Origin of the sequence: Prevotella sp. khp7, from assembly GCF_900109055.1 — a bacterium.
Lineage (GTDB): Bacteria > Bacteroidota > Bacteroidia > Bacteroidales > Bacteroidaceae > Prevotella.
Map to the genome: position 1 here is coordinate 582193 of NZ_FOIV01000003.1, position 24862 is coordinate 607054.

Annotated in this window: 22 protein-coding genes; 15 read left to right on the top strand and 7 right to left on the bottom strand. The window is 43.5% G+C overall.

The features are described from left to right. The first annotated feature begins 7 nt into the window (after nt 1–7). The 13 genes from BMX82_RS09450 to BMX82_RS09510 all read left to right on the top strand — a co-directional run bounded on the left by BMX82_RS09450 (nt 8) and on the right by BMX82_RS09510 (nt 13217). Nucleotides 8–970: a glycosyltransferase family 8 protein gene (locus BMX82_RS09450; protein ID WP_091768252.1), complete on the top strand. Its 963-nt coding sequence runs from the start codon at nt 8–10 to the stop codon at nt 968–970. Between the two features lie 109 nt (nt 971–1079). Continuing rightward, nucleotides 1080–2060 (top strand): glycosyltransferase family 2 protein, encoded by a 981-nt coding sequence (locus BMX82_RS09455; protein WP_091768255.1) that lies wholly within the window; start codon nt 1080–1082, stop codon nt 2058–2060. A 6-nt stretch (nt 2061–2066) separates the two neighbouring features. Next, the gene (locus BMX82_RS09460; protein WP_091768258.1) at nt 2067–2849 is read left to right on the top strand and encodes a glycosyltransferase family 32 protein; all 783 of its coding nucleotides are present in this window, start codon (nt 2067–2069) and stop codon (nt 2847–2849) included. A 3-nt stretch (nt 2850–2852) separates the two neighbouring features. Continuing rightward, entirely contained in the window at nt 2853–3932 is a 1080-nt protein-coding gene (locus BMX82_RS09465; protein WP_091768262.1) for a glycosyltransferase, read from the top strand. Between the two features lie 116 nt (nt 3933–4048). Further along, nucleotides 4049–5173, top strand: coding sequence for an O-antigen ligase family protein (locus tag BMX82_RS13045; RefSeq protein ID WP_218142021.1), 1125 nt, complete (start codon nt 4049–4051; stop codon nt 5171–5173). An 86-nt stretch (nt 5174–5259) separates the two neighbouring features. After that, a complete protein-coding gene (locus BMX82_RS09475) occupies nt 5260–6357 on the top strand; it encodes a glycosyltransferase family 4 protein (protein WP_091768602.1) in 1098 nt (365 codons plus the stop codon). A gap of 4 nt (nt 6358–6361) precedes the next feature. Next, nucleotides 6362–7102 (top strand): WecB/TagA/CpsF family glycosyltransferase, encoded by a 741-nt coding sequence (locus BMX82_RS09480; RefSeq protein WP_091768268.1) that lies wholly within the window; start codon nt 6362–6364, stop codon nt 7100–7102. 27 nt (nt 7103–7129) lie between these two features. Continuing rightward, nucleotides 7130–8881: a phosphatase PAP2 family protein gene (locus tag BMX82_RS09485; protein ID WP_091768271.1), complete on the top strand. Its 1752-nt coding sequence runs from the start codon at nt 7130–7132 to the stop codon at nt 8879–8881. Nucleotides 8882–8884: 3 nt separating this feature from the next. After that, nucleotides 8885–10321: an exopolysaccharide biosynthesis polyprenyl glycosylphosphotransferase gene (locus BMX82_RS09490; RefSeq protein WP_091768274.1), complete on the top strand. Its 1437-nt coding sequence runs from the start codon at nt 8885–8887 to the stop codon at nt 10319–10321. Between the two features lie 179 nt (nt 10322–10500). After that, a complete protein-coding gene (locus BMX82_RS09495) occupies nt 10501–10731 on the top strand; it encodes a 4Fe-4S dicluster domain-containing protein (RefSeq protein ID WP_036911182.1) in 231 nt (76 codons plus the stop codon). Nucleotides 10732–10733: 2 nt separating this feature from the next. Then, entirely contained in the window at nt 10734–11819 is a 1086-nt protein-coding gene (locus tag BMX82_RS09500; protein ID WP_036911179.1) for a 3-methyl-2-oxobutanoate dehydrogenase subunit VorB, read from the top strand. A gap of 4 nt (nt 11820–11823) precedes the next feature. Beyond that, complete coding sequence (locus BMX82_RS09505; protein ID WP_036911178.1) at nt 11824–12594, top strand: thiamine pyrophosphate-dependent enzyme; 771 nt, start codon at nt 11824–11826, stop codon at nt 12592–12594. A 77-nt stretch (nt 12595–12671) separates the two neighbouring features. Next, complete coding sequence (locus BMX82_RS09510; RefSeq protein ID WP_091768277.1) at nt 12672–13217, top strand: 2-oxoacid:acceptor oxidoreductase family protein; 546 nt, start codon at nt 12672–12674, stop codon at nt 13215–13217. 48 nt (nt 13218–13265) lie between these two features. Here the strand turns inward: BMX82_RS09510 and cobT are convergent, their stop codons facing one another. Genes cobT through cobS form a run of 3 tightly spaced genes read right to left on the bottom strand, consistent with a single transcriptional unit; the run spans nt 13266 to nt 15639 of the window. Continuing rightward, nucleotides 13266–14297 (bottom strand): nicotinate-nucleotide--dimethylbenzimidazole phosphoribosyltransferase, encoded by a 1032-nt coding sequence (gene cobT, locus BMX82_RS09515; protein ID WP_091768280.1) that lies wholly within the window; start codon nt 14295–14297, stop codon nt 13266–13268. Beyond that, nucleotides 14297–14833: a bifunctional adenosylcobinamide kinase/adenosylcobinamide-phosphate guanylyltransferase gene (gene cobU, locus BMX82_RS09520; RefSeq protein WP_091768283.1), complete on the bottom strand. Its 537-nt coding sequence runs from the start codon at nt 14831–14833 to the stop codon at nt 14297–14299. The genes cobT and cobU overlap by 1 nt, the downstream gene beginning before the upstream one ends. Further along, nucleotides 14830–15639, bottom strand: a complete 810-nt coding sequence (gene cobS, locus BMX82_RS09525; RefSeq protein WP_091768286.1) for an adenosylcobinamide-GDP ribazoletransferase — start codon at nt 15637–15639, stop codon at nt 14830–14832. Before cobS ends, cobU begins: the two co-directional genes overlap by 4 nt. A 132-nt stretch (nt 15640–15771) precedes the next feature. Here cobS and BMX82_RS09530 point away from each other — a divergent pair, with 132 nt between their 5' ends. Together BMX82_RS09530 and BMX82_RS09535 are read left to right on the top strand one after the other, a co-directional pair. Further along, the gene (locus BMX82_RS09530; protein ID WP_091768289.1) at nt 15772–16863 is read left to right on the top strand and encodes an ABC transporter substrate-binding protein; all 1092 of its coding nucleotides are present in this window, start codon (nt 15772–15774) and stop codon (nt 16861–16863) included. 21 nt (nt 16864–16884) lie between these two features. Then, nucleotides 16885–17916 (top strand): iron ABC transporter permease, encoded by a 1032-nt coding sequence (locus BMX82_RS09535; RefSeq protein WP_091768292.1) that lies wholly within the window; start codon nt 16885–16887, stop codon nt 17914–17916. 2 nt (nt 17917–17918) lie between these two features. Here the strand turns inward: BMX82_RS09535 and cbiD are convergent, their stop codons facing one another. The 4 genes from cbiD to cbiE all read right to left on the bottom strand — a co-directional run bounded on the left by cbiD (nt 17919) and on the right by cbiE (nt 24650). Continuing rightward, a complete protein-coding gene (cbiD, locus tag BMX82_RS09540) occupies nt 17919–19640 on the bottom strand; it encodes a cobalt-precorrin-5B (C(1))-methyltransferase CbiD (RefSeq protein ID WP_091768295.1) in 1722 nt (573 codons plus the stop codon). A gap of 621 nt (nt 19641–20261) precedes the next feature. Beyond that, the gene (cobM, locus tag BMX82_RS09545) at nt 20262–22034 is read right to left on the bottom strand and encodes a precorrin-4 C(11)-methyltransferase (protein WP_091768298.1); all 1773 of its coding nucleotides are present in this window, start codon (nt 22032–22034) and stop codon (nt 20262–20264) included. A 25-nt stretch (nt 22035–22059) separates the two neighbouring features. Then, a complete protein-coding gene (locus tag BMX82_RS09550) occupies nt 22060–23364 on the bottom strand; it encodes a glycosyl hydrolase family 8 (protein WP_410524414.1) in 1305 nt (434 codons plus the stop codon). Between the two features lie 47 nt (nt 23365–23411). Next, nucleotides 23412–24650 carry a precorrin-6y C5,15-methyltransferase (decarboxylating) subunit CbiE gene (gene cbiE / locus BMX82_RS09555; RefSeq protein ID WP_091768304.1) on the bottom strand — a complete coding sequence of 413 codons (1239 nt, stop codon included), beginning with the start codon at nt 24648–24650 and terminating at the stop codon, nt 23412–23414. Between the last annotated feature and the right edge of the window lie 212 nt (nt 24651–24862).

The following is a 24862-nucleotide window of genomic DNA, read 5'->3' on the forward strand; positions in this document are numbered from 1 at the left end:
AACTTATATGAAAGAAAAAATAAATATAACAGTATGCCTTGATAAAGGCTTTATCATGCCAACTGGTGTGATGATGTATTCCATATGTTCCAATAATCAAGATGTAGATATTGCTTTCTATGTGGTTATTGATGATAGTGTAACTCGAAAAGATAAGTATAATCTAAAAGATAATTTGAAAAGATTTGAAAATTATGTAACTATTGATTTCTATTTGGTTAAAGAAATATGTGCAAAACTGCCCTCAACTGCCAATAGACAAGGATTGTCCAATGCCACATACTTTCGCCTTTTCTTGGCGGATTTCCTTCCTTGTGATATAGATAAAGTGTTATATCTAGATGGCGATATTATAGTTAGACATTCCCTATTGTCATTATGGAATACGGACCTTACCAACTATGCTATAGCTGCAGTAAGTGATACTTTTTATGGTGATGTCGATTATGATAAGCGATTAGGTTATCCTCTGGATGCTGGGTATTTTAATGCAGGAGTCTTGCTGATTAATCTGAAATATTGGCGAGAAAACAACATGACGCAGCGTTTCATTAATTATATTGAGGGGCGATATTCTAATTTGACTTTCCATGATCAGGATATATTGAATGGCATGTTTTGGAACAAGAAAATCCGTCTTCCGATAAAGTATAATTTGCATAGTGGCTTCTTATGTAAGGATTTCTTTGTTGAGAAGGGTATCGTGCAGGAAGTTAAGGAAGCAGAGAAGGATCCTGTTATTGTCCATTATTCTGGTTACTTTAGGCCTTGGGAGTCATATGTACGATCACCCCATCCATACAATAGCTCTTTTTATAAATACCAGAGAATGACAATGTGGAAAAACTGTAGGATTGATTCTCGAGCGCCCCAACTCAAATTCAAGAATTTTATAGCAGATAGTTTAAGAAAATTAAAACTATTACATCCAATATGCAATCCATATAATTCTGTACCTCAGGTAGATTAATATAATAATAAACCAATAATGGTGGTAAAAAGGAAATTTGATATCACAGAGTGTGTAGAAAATAGACTTTGATATCCTCCTATTGATTAATTGTAATACCTAAAAGAAAATGGTGAATCCGTTGATTTCATTTATTGTTCCTGTATATAATGTAGAACTATATCTGGAGAAGAGCCTAGATTCGATATTAAATCAAACCTACAAGAATCTTGAGATTATTCTTATCGATGACGGTAGTACTGATCAAAGTGGAAGTATATGTGATGAATATGCCACTAAAGATCACCGCATACAGGTTGTTCATCAGGAAAACAAAGGGCTATCAGCGACTAGAAATGTCGGAATATCATTAATAACAGGTGATTATATCTATTTTATGGATAGTGATGATGAGATTATTTCCACCTGCATTGAAACATTGATAACCCCAATCCTTATGGATGAAAGTATAGAGATGGTACAAGGTAATTATGTATATTGTCCAGTTGCAGTTCCTGTGGATAATACTAAAAAGAATCCTCCATTACAAATATTGTCTAATGATGATGCCAATCTGCATTACTATAAGTATCGAACTATTCATGTCAGTGTATGGAACAAATTGCTAAAAAGATCATTTGTCATCGATAATCAATTGTTATTCAGAGATAAATTGCTTTTTGAAGATCATTTGTGGTCATTCAATCTGATAAAGCATTTGCAGCATGCATATGTTTATGATGATGATACGTATTACTATATTATGAGACATGGTTCAATTGTAAATGGGACAGATGTTAAAACTCAAGGTGGTTCGTTTGTCATTACATATCGTGAGATACTCTCTAGTCTAACATCAAATCACGAAAAGAACCAATTAGTCTTTTATGTGGAAGGCTTCTGTAATCGATATATGCTGTATAGACCATATTATCGGGAGTTTGATGTGTTATTGAAAATATTCTTAAGAAATGCGTTGGATTATGGCTGTTGGACAGTTATAATGAAACTCTGTTTTACATATTTGATAGAGAAGATTCCTTTCGGATTAAGATTGCTTCGGCTTCTGCGTAATTCCAAAGCGTTGATGATGTCAAAAAAAAAGAGATAATTAGAAATGATACCTAAGGTAATACATTACACATGGTTTAGTGGCGAAGAAATGCCACAAATGATAAAAGACTGCATGGCGTCATGGAAAAGAAATCTCGTAGGTTACGAATTTCGTTTGTGGGATATAAATGCCATTAAAGACATTGATTCCATATTCTTAAAAGAAGCGTTGGCTGCGAGAAAATGGGCTTATGCTGCTGATTACGTACGTTTATATGCCTTATATTTTGAAGGTGGTATCTATTTGGATACTGATGTGCTATTATATAAATCATTTGATGATTTGTTGGGTAACAAAGTGTTCATAGGCAAAGAGGATTCTTATAACCAGCTTCCTATAGAAGATCGATGGGTTAATTATCTTTCATCTCATTGTATGGGAGCAGAACCTAACTCAGAATATATCAGAGACTGTATGAGATATTTTGATGGACGTCATTTTATACAGTCAAAGGACGAAAAACTTCCACAGAGCCTTAGATATAATTATGTGATACTGCCTTATGTACAGGCCGTTATTGCACGTGAATATGGATATGATTGGCATCCTAAGATACAATCAACCCAATATTGTAAGAACGGGTTGGTTATCTATCCCTCTGATTACTTCTGTGGACAGAAATACCTTTCGAAGTCGTATTGTCAGCATTTAGCTTTAGGTAGTTGGAGAGAAGAATATACTCCCAATGATGGCTGGAGAACGGTTTTCAGTTTTAAAAGGCGAGCAAAACGATTTCTTAGGAATCTTTTGTTAAAATACTCATACACATTTAAGAAAATAGGTTAATAGATGAAGCGTATTTTCCATATTATTACTCATTTCGACTTAGGGGGCGCTGAGAAGGTGGCTGTTAGTATTGCTAGTAGTCCAAATCCAGAATTCGAGTATCATATTGTGGAGGTGGTTCGAGGTGTGAGTTCATATTCTGATGAATTTATCAAGGATATGAAGAATTGTGGTATTAAGTATCACCGATCGTTAATTGGTTTTAATAAACTGGGGATTATCTTATTCCCTTTGTGGTTCGTTTTCATATTCCTAAGATACAGACCAGCCGTCATCCATTCGCATACAGAAATACCAGAACTCAGTGTTTACTGTTTCTATAGGATGTTTGGTTGGATGTTTCGGAAAACTAAATATATTAGAACAATCCACAATATCATGCTTTGGGATGAATGGCCAAATATAGGTGATATGGTGGAACGTTTTTATATTCGTCGACATTCTAATATCACTATTAGCAAAGCCGTCCAGAATAATTATTTTAATTTCTATGGGGAATGGCCTCGTGTAATTTATAATGGCGTAAAAGAGGTAGAACAACAACCGTTTGAAGGCATTGATAAAGCAAAAACGAATATTCTGTTTGCTGGAAGACTGGAATACCAGAAGGGAATTGATGTGTTAATTGAAGTAATTACTAAATGTAAGGATAAAAAGAGTCTTGTCTTTTGGATAATTGGTAATGGTAGCTTGTATTGGAAAATAAAGAGGTTGAAAGATAATAATCAGAATGTACATTACTACGAAAAGGTGTATAATCTTTCTTCTTTTTTATCATCTTTTGATTATCTATTTATGCCATCTAACTTTGAGGGGCTTGGATTGATGTCAATAGAAGCTTCATTAGCCAAGGTGCCTGCAATTATTAATTCTTGTAATAGTTTAAATGAAACATTACCAGATGAATGGCCATTAAAAGTTGATAATAATAATTTGGAACAATATATGGAGCTATTCAGTAAGATTGATGGATTTGATCGCATATCCTTAGGGGATGAAGCTTATAAATATGTTAAGGAAAAATTCTCAATGGAGGTTATGCAAAGTGCATACGAAGATATCTATCAAGACTCAGAACAATGATATGGGTAACGCGTATATATATATAGTTTAATATGGAGAAATCCTTCGTCGTTTGTTATATTGTTTATATACTCATATTCACATATTTGCCTAAGTCTGTACAGACTATAGGTTTCTTGGCTTTTATCTTTGTCTCAGCATATTATGTCTGGCATAATAAAACTTTTATACATAAGTTTTTCACTTATGATTATGATTTAAAAAAGTTTAGACTCTACTTTATAAGTTTTTGGGGTGTTGCAGGTTTTTACTTTATAATCTCACTATTAAACCTGCCGAGGATGTGGGGAATAGCTGGTCTTGGATTTAATATATCTTTCCTGCCACGACATTTCTTTATCATTGCAGAATTATTAATCCCAGTGTTGCTGAGTTATGGGATTTATAGGCTTAGACTATATGATTTTTTTAGTAATAGGAAGTTGATCCTATTCTATATTTTCGTGTTTTTAATAAATCGTGAAATATGTGTAATGGGATTATTGCTAATAACGCTATCATTGATTGCCTGGAAAAGGCGTAGCAAACTATTGATGCTTTTGGCTATATTCATCAACACAGAGCAATCTGCTTATATATTAGGTTTTATGATTATGATGTTTCTTCTGTTTTTTGAAAGAAGAATTTCTTCGTTTCTTTACAAAAACACTGCAAGGAAAATTATACTCATCCTTTCTCTCTCTGTAATAATACTATTTCTGTCATCTGCTTTTATCATGTATTATGTACAAGAAGATCCTAATAGTTTGTGGAGACTTTATGTATGGATCAATGAAATTAATTCATTATCTCAAACCTATTTTACTGGTGTCGGGTTTGGCTCTGCATATGTAACGGATGATATTATATATATGGTCGATAATTCGTCTATGTATATTCAAAACAATAATGAATCCATGGAAACGGGTGTTTTTTTAGTCGCTAATCACTCTTCACTATTAAATATGTTTTATCGTATGGGGTTACTGGGGGGCTTTTTGTTCTTGACATTGAATGTTAAAATGATATGTATTGTTATTAAAATGTATAGATATGCTGATAAAAGAATGAGGAGTCTACTATGGCGATTGTTTTCTGTTTTTATATATGAAACAGTGATAATCTCCTTGAATCCGGGTCTGGAGATGATGCAATTCGCCCTTAGCTATCTGTTAAGCGTTTCTTTCCTGCTGGCAGTGATTTATAAAATCCTAATGCAGTCACTAAACAAATTAGATGTCGTCTCACAAAGGACAGTATAATAAGTTCCTATCGTATTATTCGATTCAAATTAGAAATTGGAATAGATGACTTTTGATTATAAGGATATTCATCAGGAATGAAAACAATGAAGTATACCATTTTATTGATTCTGCATATGCCTCCTCCTGTTCATGGAGCAGCGATGGTAGGGCAGTATATATATGATTCTGAGCTTATCAACTCTGAATGTGATTGCCATTATATTAATCTGGCAACAGCATTAGGGCTTGAAGATATTGGAAAGTTCAAGTTAAAGAAGGTTTTATCTTTCTGGAACCTACTAAAACGAATACATCATTCAATAAAGGAATTGAAGCCAGACGTTGTCTATATCACCCCCAATGCAAAGGGTGCTCCATTCTATAAGGACTTCATTGTCGTGATGCTGCTGAAGCGGATGGGGTGTAAGGTGGTCGCTCATTATCATAATAAGGGAGTATCATCAAGGCAAGAAAATTTGCTTGATAATCTGTTGTACAGGCATTTCTTCAGAAACTTAAAGGTAATTCTGCTTTCAGAACGACTCTATCCGGATATCCAGAAATATGTTAAGAGAGAGAATGTTTACGTTTGCCCCAATGGCATTCCGGAGAGGAGTACAGAACGAAAGAGGGAATCTCAGAATAAGATCCCTCACATTTTGTTTTTGAGCAATCTGCTCATAGAGAAAGGAGCGTTAGTCCTGCTTGATGCGCTGAGAATACTGAAAGAAAAAGGATTCTCTTTTATTTGCGATATGGTGGGAGGAGAAACAGCAGAGATAGATGCTAAATGTCTCAACGATGAGATTCGTGGAAGAGGATTGCAAACAGTTGTTCTATATCACGGGAAAAGATATGGAGCAGAAAAGGATATATTATTAAAGGATGCAGACATGTTTGTCTTCCCAACATTTTATAATAATGAGTGCTTTCCGTTGGTATTGCTGGAAGCAATGCAACATTGTTTGCCCATTATAACAACTAATGAAGGAGGAATTCCAGACATTGTAAAAGATGGGGAGAATGGATTGAATTGTGATAAGAAGAATTCCGAAGACTTGGCAAATGCTATTGAAAAATTGCTAAAGGACAATAGTCTATGTCGTAGAATGGGGCAGAATGCCTATCAGAGATATAGGGACTATTTTACTCTTCAATCTTTTGAGAAGAAATTGGTGCATATCCTACAATCAGTAGATTAGAAAAATGAGGTTAACGGAATTAGATATCATAGAATCAAAAAAGGAACTGGAGGAGATTCCCATAGGAAAGGTGTTGATTAATACCATCAATGCACACTCCTATAATGTGGCGCAGAAGGATGAATTATTTGCAGAAGCATTACAGAATGGGGACTACCTGATACCAGATGGCGCATCGATTGTTAAGGCTTGCCATTGGCTAAATGCTAAGTCACAGCCTAAGGAACGCATTGCAGGATGGGATCTTTTTGCCTTCGAGATGCAAAGGCTTGATGGAAGATGTAAGAAGGATGATGTAAGAGGAAAAGTTATGTTCTTGGGCTCATCGGATATGGTCCTTGAAAAGATTAAGAAAAAAGCTGCTATTGATTATCCTAATTTGGAAATAATTACGTATTCTCCTCCATATAAGACTGCGTTCTCAGATGAAGATAATGCAGCCATTATTAAGGCTATTAATGAGGCAGATCCTGATTTGCTTTGGATAGGCATGACAGCTCCTAAACAAGAAAAATGGGCTTGTCAGCATTGGAAGAATTTAGATATTCATTGTCATGTGGGAACCATAGGCGCTGTTTTTGATTTTTATGCAGGAACAGCGAAACGAGCTCCGCAATGGATGCAGGCGCATTCATTGGAGTGGTTATATAGGTTGGCCAAGGAACCAAGGCGTATGTGGAGAAGATACTTGATAGGAAATATTCTTTATATATGTTACATATGTATGGAGAAATTATATGCATGATGATACCATAAACGTAGTATAATAGGAATGAAAAGATTGTTTTATATCCTGTTGTGTTTGTGCTGTAGTTTGATGGCTCATGCTCAGCAATTTGAAAAAGGAGAAGAGCCAAGGACGGTAAAGACCAATTCGTTCTGGAGTGATTGGTTTTTGCAAATGGATCTGGACATGTCGTTGCAGAACCCATACGGGTATAACTTTGCACATGTTTTTCCAAACGGAAAGTCGTTTGGCATGGATGTGGCTCTTGGTAAATGGTTTACGCCTCAGGTTGGACTCAGAGGAAAATTCAATTGGGAGAATAAACTACCGTTACTGGAGAATGAGCACGCAAACTGGCTGGCCCCGTTCTATCAGCCTGGAGAGAACAGAAGGAAAGGTGGCTATATAGCTCTTTATGAGGATGTACTGGTGAATCTGCATAACTTGTTTGGAGAGTACAAGGAAGATAGAGCCTGGAATCTGACTATTTATCCACGAATTGGTGTAAACTATAACTTTGGCGTAAGCAAAGGTGCATTGTTAGCTGGTGCCGGTATCATCAACTCCTATCGATTGGATCGTCGATGGAGCCTCTATCTGGATGTGGCCTATATATTATCGGGTAGTGGCTTTGTGGGATCGGAATCAAATGCATATACTGGTGTGGGCTCCAATAGTAATGGCTATTTCTCGATAGGCATGGGTGCGCAGATGAATCTTGGCAAGAGTAAACAGAATACCCATTCTGTGCTCACCAATGGTTTTTGGGATAATTGGTTTATCCAGACAGGTATGGATATGAGTCTCATTAATCCGTATGGTTGTGATTTCTCAAGGGTATTCCCTAAAGGAAAAACGTATGGTGTGAATCTGTCAATGGGTAAATGGTTCTCGCCCGAATATGGATTAAGAGCCAGAGTACAATGGGATAATGGACTGATAGAGAATCATCAATTGGAATGGTTGCCACCAAGGGATAATCCAAGTGAGAATTTTGATAAATATGGCTTTGCATCAGTTAGCCTTGATGCTATGCTGAACCTGACGAATGCCTTTGTTGGATATGATGCTCAAAAGAAATGGCATACATCAGCCTATTTAAGGATGGGAGTGGTCACTCAGTTCGTGGAACATTCGGGTTCACCTCTGATGGGCGCTGGTATTGAGCAGACTTATCGCTTGAATGATAAATGGAGTTTATATAGCTCTTTTGGGTATCAGGTGACAACAAGTGAGGGCATAGGGGTAAGCTCTACTGGTATGGATGTAGCGGCAGGTAGTAATGGCTTTTTTGACATAGATCTTGGTATAAAACTGGACCTGGGAAGAAATAAATTCTATCGGGATGAGAAGGATAAAAGGTCTTCGTGGGCAGAAACTGTATCAAAGCATAATTGGTCAAGATTTCTGGTAAATACTGCTGCCTCGCTGGCTGTGACTTATGGGGTAAAGACCGTTCTTAAAAAGACGATAAAAGAGGATAGACCTGACCATTCGGATAAAGAGTCGTTTCCTTCTGGACATGCAGCCTTGGCATTCGCAGGGGCAACATCGTTACATAAGGAGTTTGGTAAAGAATGCCCATGGGTTTCAGTAGCAGGTTTTGGCGCTGCTACTATTATTGGTGTGGAACGTGCAGTGAACAAGCATCATCATTGGTATGATGTCGTGGCTGGTGCTGGTATTGGTATTGCATCTACAGAATTTACATGGTGGTTGAGTGATAAACTGTTTAAGACAGACAAAGTAGCTGTGGGTGTATCAGGAAACAATGTTTCTTTAGTTTGTGGATTATAGGTGATGAGTAAGAATAATCGTACAAATAATATAATTATGTGGCTCGTGATCGTGGGCGACCTTGTGCTGTTGAATCTGGTACTGTTGTGCTTTGCTTTCTTGCATCCAAGGATGGAAGTATGGGATTGGGCACAGATCAGGTTTTATATGATGATATGTAATGTTTCCCTGCTGATAAGTGAACATTATTATCACCCCATTATCCATGAGCGAGTGGTATCCGGTGGGGATGTGCTGAGGCGGATTGTGTTCCTAACTGCTACACAAACGGTATTGTCTTATCTGTTGATAAAGGTGGTTGATCTGAGAATACCTGTGGGATGGTTGCTCGTTGAACAGGGTACTATCGGTTTTATAATGATTAGTATATCAAGGTTATTGGAACGTACAGCGATTAAATTATATCGAGAGAGGGGGGGGGACACTAGAACCATTACCCTCGTAGGTTCTGACTCAATACTGAATGCTGTTTATCAGCGATTGGTGAACGACGCCACTACGGGTTATCATATCCTGGGATATTATGCAGATTCCAAGATGAAGGAAGAGCCAATAACGACTCCAAATGGCATGGGGCAGAGCCAGAAGCCTGAGTGGCTGGGTACTATTAGCGACTTGATGGCGGAGTTAAATAAGGAAAAACCAATAGATATTGGTGATGAACTATATGTGAGTCTCTCGTCAAGGGAACGTGAAACGATTCTTTATCTGTCAAGATATTGTGATCAACATGTGATAAAGTTCTACTATGTGCCAATCTCTGTAGAGTTTATTCAACTGGATATGTCGAGAGAATATCTATCGGATATTGAAATTTATACTACCCATGAGAGTTTGCTGAAGAATCCAGTGAATAAAGCGTTAAAGAGAACGTTTGACATCGCTTGGGCATTATTTATGTTGGTTATTACAGGGTTGATTTTGCCATTCGTGTACATTATTATAAAAAAACAAAGCCCTGGACCGTTGTTTTTTAAACAACAGAGAACTGGTCTTGATGGAAAGACATTTGTAATATATAAGTTCCGTTCAATGCACGTGAATCAGGAAGCTGATAATTTGCAGGCGTCAAAGGCTGATAAAAGGAAGTTCCCTTTTGGCAGTTTTATGCGGAGAACGAATATTGACGAACTGCCTCAGGCCTGGAATGTGCTGAAGGGAGAGATGAGCATTGTAGGACCAAGGCCTCACATGATTGCTCATACGGAAATGTATTCGAAGGTAATAGATAAGTATATGGTGCGCCATTTTGTAAAACCTGGTATGACGGGTTGGGCCCAGACGACAGGATTCCGTGGAGAGACGAAGGAACTCTGGCAAATGGAAGAGCGCGTAAGGCGTGATATCTGGTATCTCGAGCATTGGACAATTTGGTTGGATTTTCGTATAGTTTGGCTTACTATCAAGAATCTGTTTGCAAAGGATAAAAATGCATATTAAATAGTATGATTTGCTATAAATATGCAGATTATATCAAATTGGCGGCTCTGATTGGGGGCGATTATTGACGTATTTGGGAAAAATGAAAGAAAATAGCCATTTTGTTTTGCTATTTAATTAGTAATTAGTACCTTTGCAACTCGAATTTAGGCGTTAAAGCATTAAAAAACAAATACAATATGGCAAAATTAAAAGGAGCCATTGAGGTGAATACTGAAAGGTGTAAGGGATGCTCGCTTTGCATCATTGCTTGCCCTCAGAAGGTCATTGCTCTGGCCAACAAAGTTAATTTGCACGGCTATCCCTACGTGGAGGCTGTCAACGAGGAGGCCTGTGTAGGCTGCGCTTCGTGTGGCATCGTCTGCCCTGACGGATGCATCACCGTGTATCGTAAAAAAGTGGAGGAATAAGTATGGCAGAAGAAAGAGAAGTTGTGTTGATGAAGGGTAACGAGGCTATTGCCCACGCTGCTATTCGTTGCGGATGCGACGGCTATTTCGGCTATCCTATTACTCCGCAGAGTGAAGTAATTGAGACCCTTGCAGAGTTGAAGCCTTGGGAAACCACTGGTATGCAGGTGGTGCAGGCTGAGAGTGAGCTGGCCTCTATTTACATGGTATATGGTGCTGCTGGTGCCGGTAAGCGTGCGATGACTTCATCGTCATCTCCTGGTATCGCACTGATGCAGGAGGGTATTACCTACATGGCTGGTGCTGAGGTGCCTGGTGTGTTTGTAAACGTTCAGCGTGGCGGTCCAGGTTTGGGAACCATCCAGCCTTCACAGGGCGACTATTTCCAGGCAACCCGTGGTGGTGGTAATGGCGACTATAAGGTGATCGTTCTGGCTCCTTCTTCTGTGCAGGAGATGGCCGATTTCGTTGACCTCGCCTTTGAGTTGGCTTTCAAGTATCGCAATCCTGCCATGATTCTGAGTGATGGCGTCATTGGTCAGATGATGGAGAAGGTGGTACTGCCTCCTTTCAAGCCCCGTCGTACTGATGAGGAAGTTATTAAGCAGTGTCCATGGGCTTCTACTGGTAAGCCAAAGAACCGCGAGCGCGTAGTTATTACCTCTTTGGAACTGAAGCCTGAGGTGATGGAGCAGCGCAACTTGGCTCTGCAGGAGAAATATCGCAAGATTCAGGAGAATGAGGTTCGTTTCGAGCAGCAGCAGATGGACGATGCAGAATATGCTATCGTTGCATTCGGTTCTGCAGCTCGTATCGCAGAGAAAGCCGTAGAGCTGGCCCGTCAGGAGGGCATCAAGGTGGGTCTGTTCCGTCCTATCACGTTGTTCCCATTCCCTGAGAAGCAGATCGCAGAACTCTCAAAAAATGTGAAGGGTATCCTTGTAGCCGAGATCAACGCAGGCCAGATGGTTCAGGATGTTCGTCTTGCTGTGAATGGCACTGTTCCAGTAGAGCAGTTCGGACGTCTCGGAGGTATCGTGCCCGACCCAGAGGAAATCGTTAATGCACTGAAAGAAAAATTGATGTAAGGCTATGGATAGAAATCAAATAGTTCAACCAGAGAACATCGTCTGCAAGAAGCCGACGCTGATGAACGACAATAATATGCACTACTGCCCAGGTTGTAGCCATGGTGTAGTACACAAGCTTATTGCCGAAGTCATCGAGGAAATGGGTATGGAGGACAAGACCGTAGGTGTATCGCCTGTAGGCTGCGCCGTGTTTGCCTATAATTATATTGATATCGACTGGCAGGAAGCTGCCCATGGTCGTGCTCCCGCACTGGCCACCGGTATCAAGCGCACCTGGCCCGATCGCCTGGTATTCACCTATCAGGGTGATGGCGACTTGGCATGTATCGGTACCTGCGAAACCATCCACGCACTGAACCGTGGCGAGAACATCGTGATTATCTTCGTTAACAATGCCATTTATGGTATGACGGGTGGTCAGATGGCTCCAACCACACTGATTGGTCAGAAAACCTCTACCTGTCCTTACGGTCGTGATCCAGAGATTCACGGTTATCCCTTGAAGATGGCCGATATCGCAGCTCAGCTCGAAGGTACCTGTTATGTAACTCGTCAGAGTGTGGAGTCGGTGGCTTCTATCAACAAGGCAAAGAAGGCGCTTCGCAAGGCTTTCGAGGCTTCTATGGCTGGTAAGGGCTCATCGCTGGTAGAGTTTGTCTCAACCTGTAACAGTGGTTGGAAACTTACTCCTGCCAAGGCTAATGAGTGGATGAAAGAGAATATGTTCCCCTTCTATCCCAAAGGTGATTTAAAAGATACGACAAATAAATAATGAATTATCGTGCAAGCCGAATGCAGAGAGTTTACTCTTTGCTGAGGCGCTGCCGATGATGCATAAAACGCAGTTTTATGAAGAAAGAAATTATCATATCAGGTTTCGGAGGTCAGGGTGTGCTCTCTATGGGTAAGATTCTGGCTTATTCAGGACTGATGGAGGATAAAGAGGTTACTTGGATGCCTGCTTATGGTCCTGAGCAGCGTGGTGGTACTGCCAACGTAACGGTTATCGTTAGTGACGAGCGTATTTCTTCGCCAATCCTCAGCAAGTACGATATTGCCGTTGTGCTCAACCAGCCCTCACTTGAGAAGTTTGAACCCAAGATCAAGCCTGGTGGCATACTTATCTATGATAGCTTCGGTATCATCAAGAAGCCAACTCGTAAAGACATTACTGTTTTCGAAATCAATGCCATGGATAAGGCTGCTGAGATGAAGAATGGTAAGGTGTTCAACATGATTGTGCTGGGCGGACTGCTCAAGGTGGCTCCTGTAGTGAGCGACAGGGGTGTGGAGAAGGCTCTCTATAAGACTCTGCCAGAGCGTCACCACGGATTGATTCCTCTGAATATGGAAGCCCTTAAGGAAGGTGCTAAGATTATTGAAGAAGTAAAGTAACTCGCATATAAGTAATCCCCCGTCCATTTGGCGGGGGATTATTGTTTCTTAGAAATACTTTGTGATTCTTGCTTTGTCGAAGTTATTCATCTCGTTCATCATGCGCACGGCGGAGTCGATAACCGGGAAGGCACAGAGTGCGCCGGTTCCTTCGCCCAGACGCAAGCCCAGATGGAGCAGCGCGTTGGCACCCATGGCATGGAGCATGCGCTGGTGCCCGCTCTCATCACCACAGTGCGTAAAGATCATATAGTCCTTTGCTGCTGGATAGAGCTGGATAGCCGCCAGTGCACAGGCTGTCATAATGAAGCCGTCGATGAGTATCACCAGATGCTTTTCGGCGGCTTTTAGCATGGCACCGATAGCTGCTACCATCTCGAAACCTCCGAAGTAGGAGAGCGGTTCAAAGCCATTTGCTTTGAAGCGCTCTACTGCTTGATTCAATATTTCATATTTATGGCGGATACCAGGGGTGTCGAGACCGGCGCCGGCACCGATGCAGTCCTTTAATGGCGTGCCGGTGAAGAGGTGCATCCAGATGCTGGAGGGTGAGGTATTGGCAATGCCCATCTCGCCGATACTCAATACACGGCAGCCCTCGGCGATGCAGTCGTCCACCAGGTCGCAGCCTATCTGGATGGCGCGGTCGAACTCCTGTTCGGTCATCGCAGGTTCGTGGAGAAAATTCTTGGTGCCACGGGCTATCTTGCGATCGATGATGCCATCGATGCCCGATAAATCATAATCCACACCCACATCCACAATGCGCAACTTAAACCCATGCTGGCGACAGAACATGTTGACGCCTCCGCCACCATGCGTGAAGTTGATCATCTGTTGCCACGTGACCTCGCGTGGCGACACGCTCACACCTTCGCGCTCGATGCCATGATCGCCACCCAGCAACAGGTGACAAGGGTGGGCGAGACTCGGCTCTAGTGTCTGCTGAATCAGACATATCTGCATAGCTAGTTCTTCCAGACGACCTAAAGACCCTTTGGGCTTGTTCAGATTGTCTATCTTTTCCTGAATCGCAGCTTGCATCAAGCAATCAACTGGTTGTATATTGAACTTTTTCATTAGTCTTGAACTCCCTGTCTCCCTGTCTCCTTAATGGTTACTGCAATTCCACTCACCATGAGTATCACTTCGTCAGCCTTTGAGGCAATATACTGGTTCATCCAGCCTTGCAGATCTGTGAACTTTCGTTGAATCGCGTTCTCACTGACGCCGCCACTGCCAATCTCGTTGGTTACGAATATATAAGTGGCATCGTGTTTTGTAAACGCATCGAACTCAGCCTTCGCATCCTTCAGTGACAGTTCGGTATTCGAATTGTTCTTATAAAAGAAATTGGTTAGCCATAGCGTTATGCAGTCTATCACCGCAACCTTGCCCGTGAGGTCGTGTAGGCTTAGTTGTAACTCTTCCTCGATGTTTGTCCATTGGGAACCTCTGCGCTCCTGATGCTTTCTCACACGTTCAGCGAACTCTTCATCCCAGATATGTGCGGTTGCCACGTACACAGGGTTCTCACTCATACTTAGTGCCAGTTCTTCTGCCTTGCGGCTTTTGCCCGAACGTTGCCCTCCTGTTATCAATATAATCTTGCTCATGGCCAAACAATATTAATCGTTAGGTTTTGTGTGCAAATGGTGAGTAGTGTTGCCAACTCAACCAGCAGACATACGGCTCCGCAGCAATCGCCTGTATAACCATGGATTTTCCGCCAGATAAGCAGATAAAGAAAATACATCACGAGAAAGGGGATAAATACGATGGTTGTCCATTTAGCTCCTGTCAGCCAGATAAAAGCCATCATGGGCAGTAGTCCTTGTATGGCCAGACTGACACTCGCCTTCCAACTCATCTTGCGATATATGGTTTTGTTCTTTGCCTCTTCTTCTGTCCTGGCGTATGGCATCATCATAATTAACTGTGCCGTTACCATTTTGGCAAAGGGGTCGGCTGCTAAGATGGCCATCGCAGCGAGAATCGGTGTCATTGAGAAAAGCGATACAGCCAGGAGTAGTTCGTAGAGGATGAGCCCGATCACCCCATAGGTGCCGATATGCGAATCCTTCATGATGTTGAGGATTCGTTCGCGGTTGTTACCGCCGCCACCACCGAAACCGTCCAGAAAGTCGGCCAGTCCGTCCTCGTGCAGGGCGCCTGTGATTAGCAGTCGCACTACGATGGCCAGCAGCACTGCCACTGCATAGGGTAGATATAAACTGCCTAACCAAAGGGTTACAGCCATAATACTACCTGTCAGCCATCCTGTCATAGGCCAGTGTTCAACTACAGCCTTGTAACATTCTTTGGGAGGCTCATGAAGCCGCCAGAAAGGTAACCTCGTGAAAAAAATCATAGATGCCCAGATTCGGTCATACCAATGGGTTTGGTCTATGTTTGTTTGCATAATAGTTCCGTTTTGTTTGCAAAGTTACGAAAAATTTTAATTTCTCGTGGAAACTCCGAAATTATTTTGTACTTTTGCAGCCATAAACCAATAAAATGATAAAACCAAGTGAAGAAAATATCTTGTGCCATTATGCTTATGACTCTGTTTTGCGCTTGTACAATGCAAAACGGCAAGTCATCTTCTAACGATTCAGTAGCCTCTGTCGATTCAATGGTAGACATTTCTGTGAAATACGCCACAGGATTCAGTGTGCGTGATTCGTCAGGTGTTCGTCTGGTGGATGTTGGCACTCATGACCACTTGGCATTGGTGAAGAACGCAGACGTGCTTGTACCTAAGGGCTATACAAAGACTCTGGTACCCATCAACAGAACTATCTGTATGACAGCCCTGCAACTCTCTAACTTCACCGTTCTTGATGCTCACGATGTTGTGAAGGGCATCACTGGTACGAAGAATCTTTTTAATAAGGATATCTTGGCGCGTGTGAAAGACGGGCGTATCGTGAAGATCGGTATGGAAGGCAACTTCGATACCGAGATGGTGCTGGCTGCCAATCCGGATATCATCTTTATCTCTCCCTCAAAGCGTGGAGGTTATGATGCTATCAAGGAGACTGGTATCACGTTGGTGCCCCATTTGGGTTATCAGGAACTCAATCCTTTAGGACAGGCTGAGTGGATTAAGTTCATAGGTATGTTTATTGGTAAGGAGAAAGAGGCCAATGAGGTATTCGCAGGCATCGAGAGTCGCTATAACGAACTGAAGGAGAAGGCCGCTGCTACTACGACACGTCCAACTGTTCTGAGTGGTGAGATGCACTATGGCAACTGGCATGCTGTGGGAGGTAAGAACTATCTGGCGCAGATTTTCCGCGATGCAGGCGCCAATTATGTCATCAACGACGATGAGACCAGTGGCGAGAATCTGGAGTTTGAAAAGATGTACGCCCTTGCTGCCAATGCCGACTATTGGCGTATTCTGAACAGTTATCCTGGCGATTTCTCTTACGATGCATTAAAAGCGTCAGAGCCTCGCAACGAACTCTTCAAGGCCTTCAAGAAGCGTAAGGTCATCTATTGCAATATGAAACAGACGCCCTATTACGAAATCTCACCCGTAAAGCCCGATGTGCTGTTGAAAGATTTCGTGGCCATCTTCCATCCGGAACTTGTTGAGCCTGATTATCAGCCAACATTCTATTATCTTTTGGAAAAGTAAAAAAGTAAAAAGGTAAAAAGAATGAAGCGAACATTCCCTCTGATAGTGATACTACTGATATCAATCGCAGTGTTGGCGGTTGTGAATCTGCTTTTGGGTTCTGTAAGAATTCCAATAGGTGATGTGTGTAGTATTCTATTAGGGGGTGGCTCTAATGAAATATGGAATAATATTGTATGGAAGTCTCGATTGCCACAGGCTCTAACGGCTATTATGGCAGGGGCTGGTCTTGCAGTGAGTGGTTTGCAGATGCAGACGGTTTTCCGCAATCCTTTGGCTGGTCCATCCGTCTTGGGTATCTCCAACGGTTCTGCCCTTGGTGTGGCTTTTGTGGTTTTGCTCTCAGGACGTCTGGGTGGCGTGGCTCTTTCGCGTTTAGGCTATTTGGGCGATGCTGCCATGTCTGTTGCAGCTATCTTGGGTGCCTTGGCTGTAATGCTTCTCATTGTGTGGATATCGCAGAAGGTGAAAGGTAATGTAACCCTATTAATTATTGGCGTGATGATTGGCTATTTAGCCAATGCCATCATTGGTGTATTGAAGTTCCTTTCACCTGAGGAAGATGTGAAAGCCTTTGTTGTATGGGGATTGGGCTCGTTCTCGCGAGTCTCAGGCGATGAGATGATACTCTTTGTGGTGTTGATGTGCGTGCTTCTGCCTTTGGCTTGCTTGTTGGTGAAATCAATGAACCTGTTGCTTTTGGGCGACAGATATGCTGCCAATCTTGGCTTGAACATCCGTTGGTCGCGTATGCTGGTCATTATCAGCTCTGGTGTGTTGGTGGCTATCGTCACAGCCTATTGTGGCCCGATTATGTTTATCGGCTTGGCTGTTCCCCATCTGGCTCGTGCCCTTTTCCGCACTTCCGATCATCGTATCCTCATGCCTGCCACGATGCTCTGTGGTGCCGCTTTGGCATTGGTCTGCAACCTTATTGCTCGTATGCCAGGTTTCGAGGGAGCCCTGCCTGTCAATAGTGTCACAGCCCTTGTTGGCGCTCCCGTCATTGCGGTTGTACTTTTTAAACGTCGCAATGATGAGGTTCAGGAATAGTCTTATTGGTAAATATTTCCCCCATCGTCGATGAGCAGGATAGTCAGTTCACCATTAGGCAGAATGGGCTTGCAGTGGGTTTCGCAATGACGAATCACCACGTCTGCATAGCTCTGAATCTTCGTTGGAGGAATCATTTCCCATAGTTCGCGAGCTAAGGTGATATTGCTAATGTCGATACTGATGCCTGCCTCATGGAGCATATCGTTGATGAACTCTTTATCCATTATAGCCTTTCGGCTGTGGGTATCCAGATGTCCTGCAGCTAATTTTACGGCTTTTCCCAGCATCACGCCCAGCGTCACATTCTTGATGTTGAGTTCGTGAGCAATCTTCAAGGTCTCACCAATATAGTTACCATACTCCACAAACGCCTGTTGAGGAAGGGTGGGATAGAGGGCTTTCACGAAGCGCTCGCTCTTACCTCCACTATTAATCACCACACGCTCAGAGCCAGAGGCCTTTGCCACTGTCATACACTTGCGGATACTGTCGATGAAAGCCTCCTCAGAAAAAGGTTTGACGATACCAGAGACACCAATGATAGAGATGCCCCCCTCGATACCCAGACGGGGGTTAAAGGTCCTGCGGGCAATCTCAGCGCCATCAGGTACGGAAATCGTTACTTGCAAAGGCACACCAAAAGGCTCTAAGTTCTGACGAATCATCTCTCGTGGAGCCTTGTTAATCGCTGCTTCGCCAGGCGGATAGTCAAAACCGGGAAGTGTAAACCTTCCTACTCCCTCACCACCAAGAATCCTGAACGTGTCAGATGGCTTGACACTCGCCCTAATCTCCAATCCGTTCGTCACATCCGGATCATCGCCAGCATCCTTCAATACCGAGGCGTATTCCTCGCTATAAGATACTGGTACATAGATTGTCTCGCCATCTGGCAATAATACGGGCACCGCTTCAGGTGTTTCGTTCTTCAGCAGTCTTTGTGCAGCAGCCACAGCTGCAGCTGTGGCACAAGTGCCAGTCGTCAGTCCGCTATGCAAAGGATAGAATTCTGGCAACAGCTTCTCCACCATCCGTCGCAAACCATAAGGGCCATTCACGCTATGTTTGAAGTTGATTTCAGGGCGTTTCAGAACCAGAATACGCATGCCCTTTGCCTTGGCTGCCTCCACCTTCTCCGTAAAACCTCCCGAAAGACCACTCTCTTTCAAGAGAATAGCCTCTGCTTCCACGTCTATCGTTGCTCCGTCTTCAAAGAAGCACAACTGTTCCTTCTTAGCCCCAAGTTTCTCAGCCAAGGCCATCGACGACTCTCTGGGCAAGATGCGATAAAATATCTTCATGCCTTTTGCCTCGAGGGGTCTCAGTTTGGCAATGCTCTGAACACCAGTCGTAGCTAAAAGAGTGTGGATATCCTGTGGTATCTGTGAGTAATCCTCTATCCATTCCAGATGAGGATTGCGCTCCGGATAGATTCTCTCATAGCGGATAACGGAGATGTTCAGTGCTTCGGAGACCTGGGCAATCGTCTGGTGAAGTTGAGAGGCAAAGGGATGGGCTGCATCAACGATGAGACGGATATTCTGCGTCCGACAGAACGCACGCATCGCCTCCTCATCAAGGGCCCCGTCTATCCGTTGCCCATGATGCAGGGTGATGTCCTGCTCCCCTGTTTTCGTACTGTAGAAATAAGGCGAGCTTCCCTCCTCCAGCACCTCTACAGCCTTACGACCCTCTGTTGTCCCTCCGAATACCAAAATCATACTTTTCTATAACTTCTCTCCACAATGTGAGCAATAGCGGTCGTCGTCTTTCTCATACCACTGTGGTTTCTTCATACTTATATTTTATCTTCTTTCGTTTGCAAACGATAATGCAAATATACTAATAATATAGGAAATAAGCGAAGCTTTATCTTTTTTATTAGAAAAAAGAATTAAATAGATGGTTTTTGGCGAATAGGGTGAATCCACATGCTCAAGTGGCTATTGTCCTCTACTTTTTTATTTTGATAAAAATGAACTATCTATCACTTTTGATGTTAAATGATTGAATATCAGAAGGTTTAGTTGGGTGATGGTTTTCTGTTTACTATCACTATTATCATGATGCGCTGGAATGCCTTTATATAAAGGGGAAAACGCCAACTATAAAAGTAAAACAAGTTGTTTTACCTTGAAAAAGATATGCTAAACGCTCCTAAAAGATAGTCTCTTTGATAGTAAAACAACTTGTTTTACTTTTAGAGATGACTTCTCCGTCAAAGGTAAAGACGATTCTTTGTTTTCTTTCCTATGATATTACGAGCCTTTTTCGTCGTCACCTTGACCTTTGGTCGAGCCTGCTCACGCTCGGAAGTCGAAACGAGTTCCGGCTTCTCTCGCTCAATCGCAGCCTTGGCGGAAAAGGTGGGTGAAGTGTTTGTCGTAAAGGGCTGAGAGTCCTTTGCGGTTGTCAATGGACTCGCCAACGACGAGCATGGTGGTAAGGGTGAGGTGATTGTCATGGACTATCTTCGCTAAGTCTTTGAGCTTGCCTCGATAGATTTTCTGGTCGGGCCATGTGAGATGGTAGCAGGCTGCCACGGGGGTGTCTTCAGGGTACTCCTGAAGCAGTTCGCGCTGCACGTCATCGACGATAGCAGCAGAGAGGAAGATGCACATTGTACTCTGACTGCGGGCCAGCAGATGCAGTTGCTCTTTCTCGGGCATGGGAGTACGGCCTTCGCCACGAGTGAGGATAATGGTCTGGCAGCGCTCAGGAATGGTAAACTGACTCTGTAACTCGGCTGCTGCAGCGAGGAACGAGGAGATGCCGGGGGTGATGTGGTACGACATACGATGAATATCGAAGAACGCCATCTGTTCCTGAATAGCTCCGAAGATACAGGGATCGCCCGTGTGCAGGCGAACGATGAAGTGACCTTTGTCGTAGTGCTCTTTCATCAGCGCACATTGTTCTTCGAGATTCATATCTGCTGAGGAGCGTACGACGGCTCCAGGCTTATGACACTTTGTGAGGGCCTTGGGCACCAACGAGCCTGCATATAATATAAGGTCAGCCTTCTCCAGCATTTTCCTTCCTCTGACGCTTATCAGATCAGGATCGCCAGGTCCGGCACCGACAATTTCTATATGTCCCTGTTTCTTCCTCAGATGCTGACGATTGATGGCGAGGGCGGCTGTCCAGTTTTTGCCTTTTATCTTTGGTATCACTAGTTCACCATGCTCAGATCCAAGTATGGCTGCTGCCTCACAAACGCTTGGCGTTCCTACGTGCTTGGCGACTGTGTCACTGGGATTCGGAACTTCAACAGTCGCTAATTCTTCTGCGCTAAAGAATACAACCTCTTTATTATATCTTTTTAGCATGTTTACGAATGGCTCGTTGGCTTTTACGTCGATGGTACAGTACTTATGGGCGCATGGCTGCATACCGTAATCTGTGAAAGCCTCGTTTATCTCGTCGTAGATGTCTTTGAAATTCTCTGGTTCATGGGCGAGTCCGAATCCGATTGTTCCCACCATAGGCACGAAATGTAGTCCGAGCATGGCGTCAGGTACATTCCTGACATAGGGCGATACGATGATTATCAGTTTGTATTTTCTGGAATCGCTTTCATTGATATCATTGATAAGAGTTACATGGCTGGGTAATGTCTGTTCCAAATAGTCTGTACCCTCATCGCGAGCCTCGAGCAATAAGGCTGTGGGCTGACGATTTATGAAAGCATAGATACAATTCTGCAGATTGTTGATATCGCTAGATAGGCACCAACCGAATCGTCGTTCAAGGGTGTCGAGTGCCCAAAGTCCTGCGTTATCGCTTTGGGTGGTTATAACCTCGTGAGCCCCCAGACAAGCAGCAATCTCACGTGTCAGTTCGTTGGCTCCTCCTATGTGTCCGCTCAGCACGGAGATTGCGTTTTTTCCTAAGCTGTCTATACAGATCACGGCTGGGTCGGTGTGCTTGTCGTTGACATAGGGCGCAATGGTCCTGACGCAGATGCCCATAGCCCCGATAAATACGAAAGCGTCGAAAGCATTCCATTCTTTGCCTATGTCTGTTCGCAGAATGGCTCTTGCTTCTAATTCCCGTTGTAAAGTCAAGGCAATTTCCCTACCAGCTTCACTGATCTGTATAACAGCAATTCTCATCTTACCCTTTTATTTTTTTACCTTTTTACCTTTCTTGTGGTGTGATTACTTTGTAGTTTCCGCTCAGGTGCATGAAGGCAAAGAGGCGGAGCAGACCATCGTAGTAAGCGTCGAAATAACCATCTTCAAATGGCACATGCTTTGCATTCCAAAGCGCATCGACAAACTCCTTACTCTTATCGTGGCTGCACATCATAGAGGCTGCGGCGGTGGTGGCTACCAGTCCTATACTGTGGCGCAACTTTCGGAATCCTCCAGCTTGTAGAATTTCGTCGCCTTCAGGAATGGTGCCGTCTGTACGATACTGGTCGAAGAAGGTGTCAACACCTTGTGAGTAGAAAAAGTTCTGTATCTTTTCGCCATACTGACGCTGCCATTCTCCATCGGCACAACTCCACTCGTAATCGAGCGTGATGTTCATAGGAACTCGCCAGGAGTCGTAGCGGAAGTTATTACTACCATTGCGACGAGGCTTTTCACCTGGCTTAGGCTGAGGCATGCCAGGGAAGCGAGGCATCTGCATCTCGCTGCCGTCGTATTGACTCATGTCTGCGTTCAGGCCAGTCTTGTCATTGATGGCTTTATGCAGGTATTCACGACTCTTGGAGGCACACGTTTTCCAGTAGTCCGAGCGCCCGTCGTCAGCCCACTTTGCCCAAACTTCATAGAAGGCGGGGATGTGGTACGAAGGATCGGTATAACGCTGTCCGAAACCATCGGGGGTAAAGGTGATCAGCTGAGTCTCAGGATCTATCAAGTACATCTTCTGAGGGCCTGTCTGCTGAGGACCGAAGCCGGGAAATCCACCCTGACGTGGTTCTGGCGTATATTCCTTGGGCTGGATGCAGTCGAGGATATGCTGGGCCTCTGCCTTGTAGTTGATGCCTGTATCATTGCCCCAACGGTTTGAGGCAAAAATGAGTGAGGTGATGAAATAAAGCTCACCATCAGAGGCTGCTCCCTCGGCATTGCGGGTGCCGTCGGTCTTACAGCTCCATGCAAAGTAGCCCTTGCGGTTGCCGTCCTGATGCTGCATGTACTTCTTGCTCCAGCGCCACAGACGGTCGAATATGTCTTTTTCGCCAAACTGTACGGCTATCATCATGCCATACGACATGCCCTCTGTGCGGGCATCGTGGTTCTTTACGTCGGATACATAGCCCATGGTGTCGCCAACTTCGAAGTACACCTTGTTGGGACCGCGGAACACATCGTTAAATACCTCTTTTAGTTTTGTGTCTACATCGGCCTGTTTGTAGCCCATCTCTACGAAAAGGTTACGATACTGGCCTGTTTCAAATGCCCCTTTCTTCCAGGGATTGAGAGCCATCGCTTGGATGGTCAGCATCAATAGTGACGCCATCATGATTGATTTCTTCATTTTTGAATAGTTGATTTTAATATTATTATCTGGTTGTAGTCGTTGAGTTGTATGCGTAAGGGCGGCTCTTGTCTCAGTCCAAATGCCTGACAAGCTTCATCCCATAGCTGGTGGCTATCTGTGGTTACCTTGGGCGAAGTGACGCTGTTCATTACTATCACACCATCATCTGTCAGCATAGTGAGTATCTTTTGTATAATCATTTTCAGACGTCCGCCATGACCGCCTATAAATACGGCATCGGGGCGGGGTAAGACTGTTATATCGGTCTCAAGGAAGTCGCCCATGTGGATATTGATTCCTGGCGCGCCCAGTTTCCTGACGTTTCTCTGCATGATAGCCTCGCACTCAGGACGAATCTCAAATGCCTCTATTTGGAGATGTGGAAACTGCAACTTGGCTTCTATCGACACACTGCCCGTGCAGAATCCGATGTCCCAGAATACACGTTTCTGGGGTAGTTCCAAAGCCTGTAGGGTTAACAATCGGATAGGCATCTTGGTAATCATTTTCTCACGTCCGTCGAGTAAGGTAAAATCCTTGTCTGGGATTCCGAAATGGCGGGTAGTCTGTCTTGTCTGCACCAATATCAGACAATTCGGATGTTCAAACTCGGCAAGTGCGGCTTCTTCGAGTGTCAATGTTGATACGCACTCGCCTTCAGGATTCCCCAAATGCATGCCTACATGCATTTTGTAGTTATTATAGCCATATTCCAACATCCTCTGGGCGATGGTGGCGGGCGTATGTTCGCGATCGGTCAGCACACCTATTTTCTTAACCTTCTCAATGAGTGCTTTATCGAACTCGGGCCAGGGACGCCCTGTGAGCGATACGATACGCATGTCGTGGTAAGGCATTATCAGGCGATGGGCCAGCATCTGCAGCGAGTTGAAAGTCGGGTAGACAACGAGTTCTGCTTCGGGCATTTTTCGCTGGATAGTGTTGGCAAAGCCGAAAAACAGCGGGTCGCCACTGGCGAAGACGATGATGGAAAGTGTTGCTCCAACCTCCTTCTCCGCAAGAATTGTCTCTCTTTTCTCGTATTGCTCGAACACTGCATCGAGTGGTGCCGTGATGTCTATCCATTCCGCCCTTTCTGGCAACAGATGGGCTATGAGCTCGTGATGGCGTTTGCCTCCAGAGAAAACCTTCCCTTGTTTTATGATTCCGATAACCTCAGAATCCAATTGAGGCTCTCGTTCATCTGATAATCCAACGACAATAAACTTCATCACGAATTAGGTTCTTATTTCTCTGCAAAGGTACGAAATAAAAATGAGACCGCCAAATAAATCTCTTGTAATATACATATACTATTCGCAATTATTGAAGAGAGAAAAAGGTTCGGAGAAAAGTGGGGGATTGCTTCGGGGAAAGTCTGGCTTTGCTCCGAGGAAAGTCAGAGTGACTGGATTTGCAGAGAAAAGGGCGCTTTTAACAGCGC